The sequence below is a fragment of the Dysgonomonas sp. UBA7710 genome (assembly GCF_002482385.1).
In the GTDB taxonomy this organism is placed as follows: domain Bacteria; phylum Bacteroidota; class Bacteroidia; order Bacteroidales; family Dysgonomonadaceae; genus Dysgonomonas.
Genome location: NZ_DLFW01000018.1, coordinates 114,111 through 121,740 on the forward strand (window position 1 = coordinate 114,111; position 7,630 = coordinate 121,740).

Genomic DNA, 7,630 nt, shown 5'->3' on the forward strand with positions numbered 1-7,630 from the left:
TTGAAAACTTTAAAAACGAAAAATGTATGAAATACTATAAATGGTTTAGCTTATTAGTTATCTGCTCGCTCCTTCTTGGGGCGTGCAGTGACGATGATAAGGATTTTGGGAAACTAGGCGTAATCATTGAAACGCCTGTTGTGTCGGAAATAACCTATTCGTCGGTGCAGTTACAGGCAACATTGTCTTCTGCAAATAGTGTAATATTGTCGAAACGTGGTTTTTGCTATAGCACTAAAGCCAACCCGGATATTTACGATGCAACGGTTGTGGCTACGGGCAATGAGTCTTTTACAGCTACGCTTACAGGTTTACAGGGCAATACCACCTATTATGTACGCGCCTTTGTAAGCATCTATAACGGGGGAGTAGCTTATTCACCCGAAATAGAGGTATCGACCGGCGAAGGGACACTCGATGAACAACTGGCTCAGTATAAGGCTCCTGCCTATGCAGATAATTATGCAAGTATTGCCGCTTGGGACAACCGTAGCCAGTGGAATCTGGCCAATGTGCACGATCCTTCGGTGGTGTTGGCCAAAGACGGTTATTATTATATGTACCAGACGGATGCTTCATACGGAAATGCGCATGCCGGACATGGACATTTTCATGTCCGCCGTTCCAAAGACCTTGTGTATTGGGAATATCTCGGTGGAACTATGAAAGAACTACCGGGGTGGGTTATTCCTAAACTGAATGAAATCCGGAAGGAGATGGGGCTGGGAGAAACTACCAGTACCAGTGAAAGTGAGTTCGGATATTGGGCGCCTAGTGTGCATAAGGTAAATGACGATTTGTACCGCATGTATTACTCGATTGTTTGTCCGGGGCTGCTTAATGGCGAGGGTACTTGGGGCGAACGTGCCTTTATCGGCATGATGGAAAACACCGATCCGGCAAATAATGATGGCTGGGTAGACAAAGGATATGTAGTCACCAATGCTTCGGATAAAGGACTTAATTTTAATGTGCAGGCAAACGACTGGGCAAATTGCTACTACAAATGGAATGCTATCGACCCTTCATATATAGTCACTCCTGAGGGAGCGCACTGGCTTATCTACGGTTCATGGCACAGTGGTATTGTAGCTATGGAATTGAATGCTGCAGATGGCATGCCAAAACAAAATTTAGGAGTTCCATGGGCTGATACCAGCGCCCCTGCCGGATACGGACAATTGATATACACACGTCAGGCAGGTAATCGCTGGCAGGCTAGTGAAGGCCCGGAAATAGTCTACAATCCCGAAACAGGTTATTACTATCTGTTTGTGGCCTATGACGCGCTCGGCGTTCCTTATAATACCCGTGTAGCCCGTTCGAAGAGTATTACGGGACCATATCTGGGTATTGATGGTACGAATGTGACTGCTGGCGGGGACATGCTTCCGGTGGTTACTCATCCATATAAATTTGCTAATAGCAATGGCTGGGTAGGTATCTCACACTGTGCTATATTCAACGATGGTAATGGCAACTGGTACTATTCTTCGCAAGGGCGTTTACCTGAAAGTGTAGATAATTATATTATGATGGGACATGTCCGCAGTATTCGCTGGACAAAAGACGGATGGCCACTGGTGATGCCTGAACGTTACGGGGCTGTACCACAAGTAGCTATTACTGAAGAAGAATTGGTTGGCAACTGGGAGCATATCGATTTGTCATATAGCTACGGAAAACAAAAGGAATCGTCTGTAATGACATTGACGGCAGAGCATACTGTTTCGGAAGGTACATGGAAAAATGCTGCATGGAGTTATGATGCCGGTAAGCAAGTACTGACAGTAAATGGCGTAGAATTATATCTGCAACGTGAGGTGGACTGGGAAGCTAATCCCAGAACGCATACTATAGTTTATGCTGCTTATGGTGGTAATTTTAAAACTTACTGGGGGAAGAAAATAAAATAGTTTTTCATTTTCGTACTAAAAACTGCTTTGTTGTCAATTGGCGGCAATGCAGTTTTTACCTTTTAAGTATAGCTGATAGCCAGATTTGTAGGAAATAACATGTTTTATAACATATCTAAATAAGTGTATTCTGAGACACTTATTTGTTATCTTGCAAGTGTATTTGGTACACTTATATGGTGTTTCCAGGATATCTAAACAAATCGCTGATATAAAAATGAAAACAGAGAAGGAGAAAATGGCTGCCGGAGAGCGTTATTGGGCTCATGGAGAAGAGATGATCGGACATCGGGCAAAGATAAAGCCAATACTTCATAAATTGAACGTGACGGAATATTATACCGATAAATTTCATGATGTAATAAACGAATTATGTCCTAATTCGGCAAAGGATCTCCACCTCGAACCTCCTTTTTTCTGCGATTATGGTGAATTTATATATGCTGAAGAAAATGTTTTTATCAATACCGGAGCGGTTATCCTTGATGGCGGAACAGTAAAGATAGGTGCCAATACGTTGATTGCACCCGGCGTACATATATATACAGCCGGTCATCCGCTCGATATTGAAGACCGCAAACAATGGGAAGCGTGCAAGCCTGTAGTTATAGGAAAAGACTGCTGGATAGGAGGGCATTCTACGATTTGTCCCGGTGTGACTATCGGTGACCGTTCTGTTGTCGGGGCAGGGGCAGTAGTGACAAAAGATGTTCCGGCCGATAGTCTTGTGGTTGGTAATCCTGCGAGAGTAGTGAAAAAGCTAAATCAATCTAAATAATTAATTACCATGAAAAAATTATTGGGAGGATTCCTACCTCTCTTTATTATCGGATTATTAGTATCATGTTCTCCAAAGCAAGATGCTTTAACCAGTCCTGATGGAAAAATAGCAGTGCAATTGAACCGGGATTCTGCAAAAGTTTTGAAATATACCATTAAAAAGAATGGTATAACAGTTATCGAGCCTTCAGTTTTAGGACTGGTAAGGAACGATGCCGATTTCTCTTCTCTTGAAATTGTAAGCATCGGTGCCAGGCACGATGTACAGGGTACTTATGTCACTCCTGCCGAAAAAAGGCTGAACAATAGTTTCAAGGCAAATGAATGGGATGTGAAAGTAAAAAATCCGGAAGGGGAAGAAATGACAATTACTTTCCATATCGGAGACAATGGTGTTGCTTTCCGCTATGCCTTTGATGAAACTTCTACAGATGAAAAGACAATAGAGAAAGAAAATACATCGTTCCGCTTTGCAACTGCAACTAAAGCGTGGCTGCATCCGCACGATGATGTGAAAAACTGCTGGGCACAGACATGTCCGAGCTATGAGGATAATTATATTACAGACATCCCTGTAGGAACGGAAGCCCCTAAAAAAGCAGGATGGAGTTTTCCGGCTTTATTCAATAACGGAGAAACATGGGTGTTACTTACAGAAGCGGGATTAGAACCGCCTTATTGTGGCACACGTCTGGCTCAACATAGTCCTGAGGGCGAATATTTTATTGAGTTTCCGCAACAGGGGGAAACTGTAAAACCCACCGATCCTGTTACTCCGATATCGAAACTGCCATTACGTTCTCCGTGGCGTGTGATTATGCTGGGAGCGTTAAACGATATAGTAGAAAGCTCGATGGTAACAGATGTTTCCGAGCCAAGTCGTGTGAAAGATGCAAGTTTTGTGAAACCCGGAATCGTAGCATGGAGCTGGGGTGTGGAAAAAGACCCGTCTGTTAATTATGACCGTCAGAAACAATATATCGACTATGCCGCTAAAATGACATGGGAATATGTTCTGGTAGATGGACTTTGGGATACGGTAATAGGTTATGAAAAAATACAAGAGCTGATAGATTACGCTAAGACCAAGAATGTTAAACTTCTTCTGTGGTATAATTCCGCGGGAGATTGGAATACAACTTACCAAACCCCGAAGAATGCACTATTAACAAGGGACGCTCGCAGAGCTGAATTTGAACGGGTGAGCAAGATGGGAATCGCCGGTCTTAAAGTCGATTTCTGGCCGGGGGACGGGCCTTCGGCTATTCAGTATTATTATGATATGATGCAGGACGCTGCTGATTATAAGTTGATGCTCAACTTCCACGGAACTACTGTTCCCCGTGGCTGGAGTCGTACATTCCCTAACCTGATGACGTTGGAATCTATCAAAGGATTTGAGTTTATCACCTTTGCTCAGGAGACCGCTGATCTGGCTCCGCAACATTGTGCTACGGCTGTTTTTGCCCGTAATGTAGTCGGTCCTATGGACTTTACTCCGGTTTGTTTTGGCGAGATACCGAATATCCAGCGTCGTACGTCCAACGGATTCGAAATTGCATTGACCGTTCTTTTCCAATCCGGAATTCAGCATTATGTGGAAATTCCTGAAAGTATGGAGAAACAACCTGACTATGTACAGGAGTATATGAAGAATGTACCAAGGGTATGGGATGATATAAAGTTAATAGATGGTTTCCCTGCCAAATATGCCGTGTTTGCACGTAAGTCGGGAGAAAAATGGTATGTGGCCGGAATTAATGCCGAAACCGCAGTGAAAACGTTGGAACTGGATTTGTCGAAACTGAATATCTCAAAAGAAGGTACAATGATTACCGATGGTGATACTAACCGTACATTCAGCCAAAAACAGGTTTCATTGAATAATGGAAAACTAAGCGTTGAAATTCAGCCGAATGGCGGATTTGTAATAGTATTTTAGTAGTTCGGCCTCCTAACTGGCTCCGCCGAATGCTGTTTGGCTCCGCTTCGCTCTGTCAAACGTTGTTTCCATGGAGGGGGACTTTAGTATATAGAAAGATGAATGAATAATTTTATAAAAACATATGCTCTCTCTGATTCCTCCCGTTTGGGGAGGCTGGGAGGGACCTTAATTCTTTAAATATGAAAAAGAATTTATATAAAGTTTTAGGTCTGGCCTCATTATTGACTTTTGGCCAGTCGGCTGTTGCACAGCAGACCTATGAATTTACATTAGACACGAAGAAAATGGGAGCACCTGTTCAGTCTACCATGTATGGCCTTTTCTTCGAAGATATAAACTTCGGGGCCGATGGCGGATTGTATGCCGAGCTGGTGAAAAACAGGTCTTTTGATTTTCCGCAGGAACTCATGGGCTGGTACACTTTCGGTAAAGTGGAAGTGCGGAAAGATAATCCCCCTTTTGATAAAAATCCGAATTATCTGGTACTTTCCAATCCCGGACATGCGCATAAGCATACAGGGATAGAGAACGAAGGCTTCCGTGGGATGGGCTTTAAGAAAGATGCGACTTACCGCTTTTCTGTTTGGGCGAAGAAAGTGAATACAACGGAAGAGCAGAAAATCCGTGTCGAATTTATCAATCCCAAAGATGAAATAATAGGCAGTCAGGAATTGGTTATAAACTCATCGGACTGGCAAAAGCATCAGGTAATAATAACAGCTAAGGCGACAGAGGAAAAAGGGCGCTTACGCATATTCTTTACATCTAAGGGTGCGATTGCCGTAGACCATGTCTCATTATTTCCTACCGACACATATAAAGGCCGTGAAAACGGAGTGAGAAAAGATTTGGCTCAGGCGCTGACGGACATTACTCCCGGTATATTCCGTTTTCCGGGAGGATGTATTGTTGAGGGAACAGACCTCGATACCCGTTACGACTGGAAAAAAACTATAGGTCCGGTTGAAAACCGTCCGGTAAATGAAAACCGCTGGCATTATACCTTCCCTCACCGTTTCTTCCCTGATTATTATCAGAGTTATGGATTAGGCTTCTATGAGTATTTCTTATTGTCGGAAGATATGGGAGCAGAACCACTGCCTGTATTAAGCTGCGGGCTGGCATGTCAGTTTCAGAACGAAGATCAACATGCACATGTGCCTGTAAGCGATTTAGCACCATACATTCAGGATGCTCTCGACCTGATCGAGTTTGCAAACGGCCCTGTAACTTCCACTTGGGGAAAAGTGCGAGCCGATATGGGACATCCGGAACCTTTCAACCTCAAATTTATAGGTATCGGTAACGAACAATGGGGAGAGGAATATCCCGAACATCTGGCTCCGTTCGTGAAAGAAATTCGTGCGAAATATCCTGATATGAAGATAGTCGGCAGTTCGGGGCCTTCGGCTGACGGAAAGCAATTCGACTATCTGTGGCCCGAAATGAAACGTCTGAAGGTGGATTTAGTGGACGAACATTACTATAAAGAACCGGATTGGTTCTTCAAAAACGCTGCACGTTACGATAATTATGACCGCAAAGGGCCTGCGGTATTTGCAGGAGAATACGCTTCACACGACTATTCTACAGGTAAGCAGAACAATTTTCTGTCGGCTCTCTCCGAAGCTGCATTTATGACCGGATTGGAACGCAATGCCGATATTGTACATATGTGTACTTATGCGCCTCTTTTTGCACATGTGGATGCATGGCAATGGTGTCCGGATATGATCTGGTTCGATAATCTGCGGATGATGAAAACTCCGAACTATTATGTGCAGCAACTTTATGCGCAAAATAAAGGGACAAATACAATGACTTTGTTGTGGCCGGATAAAAAGGCTGTGACAGGGCAGGATAACCTTTATGCTTCTGCTGTTTATGATAAAGACCAGAACTGTTACATTGTGAAAGTGGCAAATACAAGTACCGAAGCAAAGAATGTAAAAGTAACATTGACAGGAACTAAAAAGAATGCGGTATTTACCGTCGGTGATTGCATCGTGATAAAGAATAATAACTTGAAAGCGATAAATACACTCGATAGTCCAACAAATATTATTCCCGGGAAAACAACCGCAGAAATAGATGGAAATATACTAAATATACAGACTCAGGGTCAATCATTCGGTGTATATAAAATAAAGCTGTAAATCAACAATCAGATTATTTTGAAGGAATCCAAATATATTCTCTGCTTTGACGGAAAATAGTATTTGGATTCTTTTTATTTATACTAAATTTGGGATAGATTCTTTTTCAATAATTTTATCTATATAACGGAGCTATTAGTTATAGTTCGTCGTTCTTTGAAAAAATATATTTTGGAAAAGTAACACATTCTGAAAGAGTGAAAAAGATGTAACCTTTGTTACCTTTTGAGAATAGTTACAAGTAGACAAGATACGAGATACAAGTTGTTGACTGATGACTATTGACAGATGACTGATTTTGTTGTTACTTTTGTAACCTTTTATTTATAAACACAGAGTAAAAGGGGTAATACGGAGTTTTTAAATAAATGGGATGCTTCGCTCCACTCAGCATGACAGAGCTTAACATTGTTGACTGTTCACTGAAAAAAGTGTTACCTTTGTTACCTTTTAATAAATGCTAAGTTGAAAATAATAAATAGTAAGTCTATTTTTAGGTTACAAGTAACTTCGCCCTGCAGGCAGTTATGAGTAGATAAGAGTTCAAGTTGTTAACTGCTAACTGTTGACTGTTAACTGAACTAAGTGTTACCTTTGTTACTTTTTCAATTATTAATTAAAATAATCATATACAATATAACTTATGACCACAATCAGTCTATTAAACAAATCCGCGGACAACATCCGTATTTTATCGGCCTCGATGGTAGAGAAAGCCAAATCGGGGCATCCGGGTGGCGCCATGGGCGGCGCCGACTTCATCAATGTGCTTTTCACCGGGTTTCTGGTTTACGACCCTAAGAACCCGCGGTGGGAAGGCCGTGACCGTTTCT

Annotated in this window: 5 protein-coding genes; all 5 read left to right on the forward strand. The window is 42.3% G+C overall.

All coding sequences use genetic code 11. The features are described from left to right. Window positions 1-26: 26 nt before the first annotated feature. Complete coding sequence (locus B3317_RS05830; protein ID WP_291109545.1) at window positions 27-1,916, forward strand: arabinan endo-1,5-alpha-L-arabinosidase; 1,890 nt, start codon at window positions 27-29, stop codon at window positions 1,914-1,916. Window positions 1,917-2,133: 217 nt separating this feature from the next. Next, a complete protein-coding gene (locus B3317_RS05835; protein WP_291109547.1) occupies window positions 2,134-2,694 on the forward strand; it encodes a sugar O-acetyltransferase in 561 nt (186 codons plus the stop codon). Between the two features lie 9 nt (window positions 2,695-2,703). Then, complete coding sequence (locus tag B3317_RS05840; protein ID WP_291109549.1) at window positions 2,704-4,638, forward strand: glycoside hydrolase family 97 protein; 1,935 nt, start codon at window positions 2,704-2,706, stop codon at window positions 4,636-4,638. Window positions 4,639-4,820: 182 nt separating this feature from the next. Further along, window positions 4,821-6,797, forward strand: a complete 1,977-nt coding sequence (locus tag B3317_RS05845) for an alpha-L-arabinofuranosidase C-terminal domain-containing protein (protein ID WP_414647452.1) — start codon at window positions 4,821-4,823, stop codon at window positions 6,795-6,797. 643 nt (window positions 6,798-7,440) lie between these two features. Further along, window positions 7,441-7,630, forward strand: a 190-nt coding sequence (locus tag B3317_RS05850) for a hypothetical protein (RefSeq protein WP_291109551.1), incomplete at its 3' end; no start/stop codon positions are given.

What these genes read in the sequence shown, in the direction of transcription:
- B3317_RS05830 (WP_291109545.1), top strand. Translation starts at nt 27, where the DNA reads ATGAAATACTATAAATGGTTTAGCTTATTAGTTATCTGCTCGCTCCTT.
- B3317_RS05835 (WP_291109547.1), top strand. Translation starts at nt 2,134, where the DNA reads ATGAAAACAGAGAAGGAGAAAATGGCTGCCGGAGAGCGTTATTGGGCT.
- B3317_RS05840 (WP_291109549.1), top strand. Translation starts at nt 2,704, where the DNA reads ATGAAAAAATTATTGGGAGGATTCCTACCTCTCTTTATTATCGGATTA.
- B3317_RS05845 (WP_414647452.1), top strand. Translation starts at nt 4,821, where the DNA reads ATGAAAAAGAATTTATATAAAGTTTTAGGTCTGGCCTCATTATTGACT.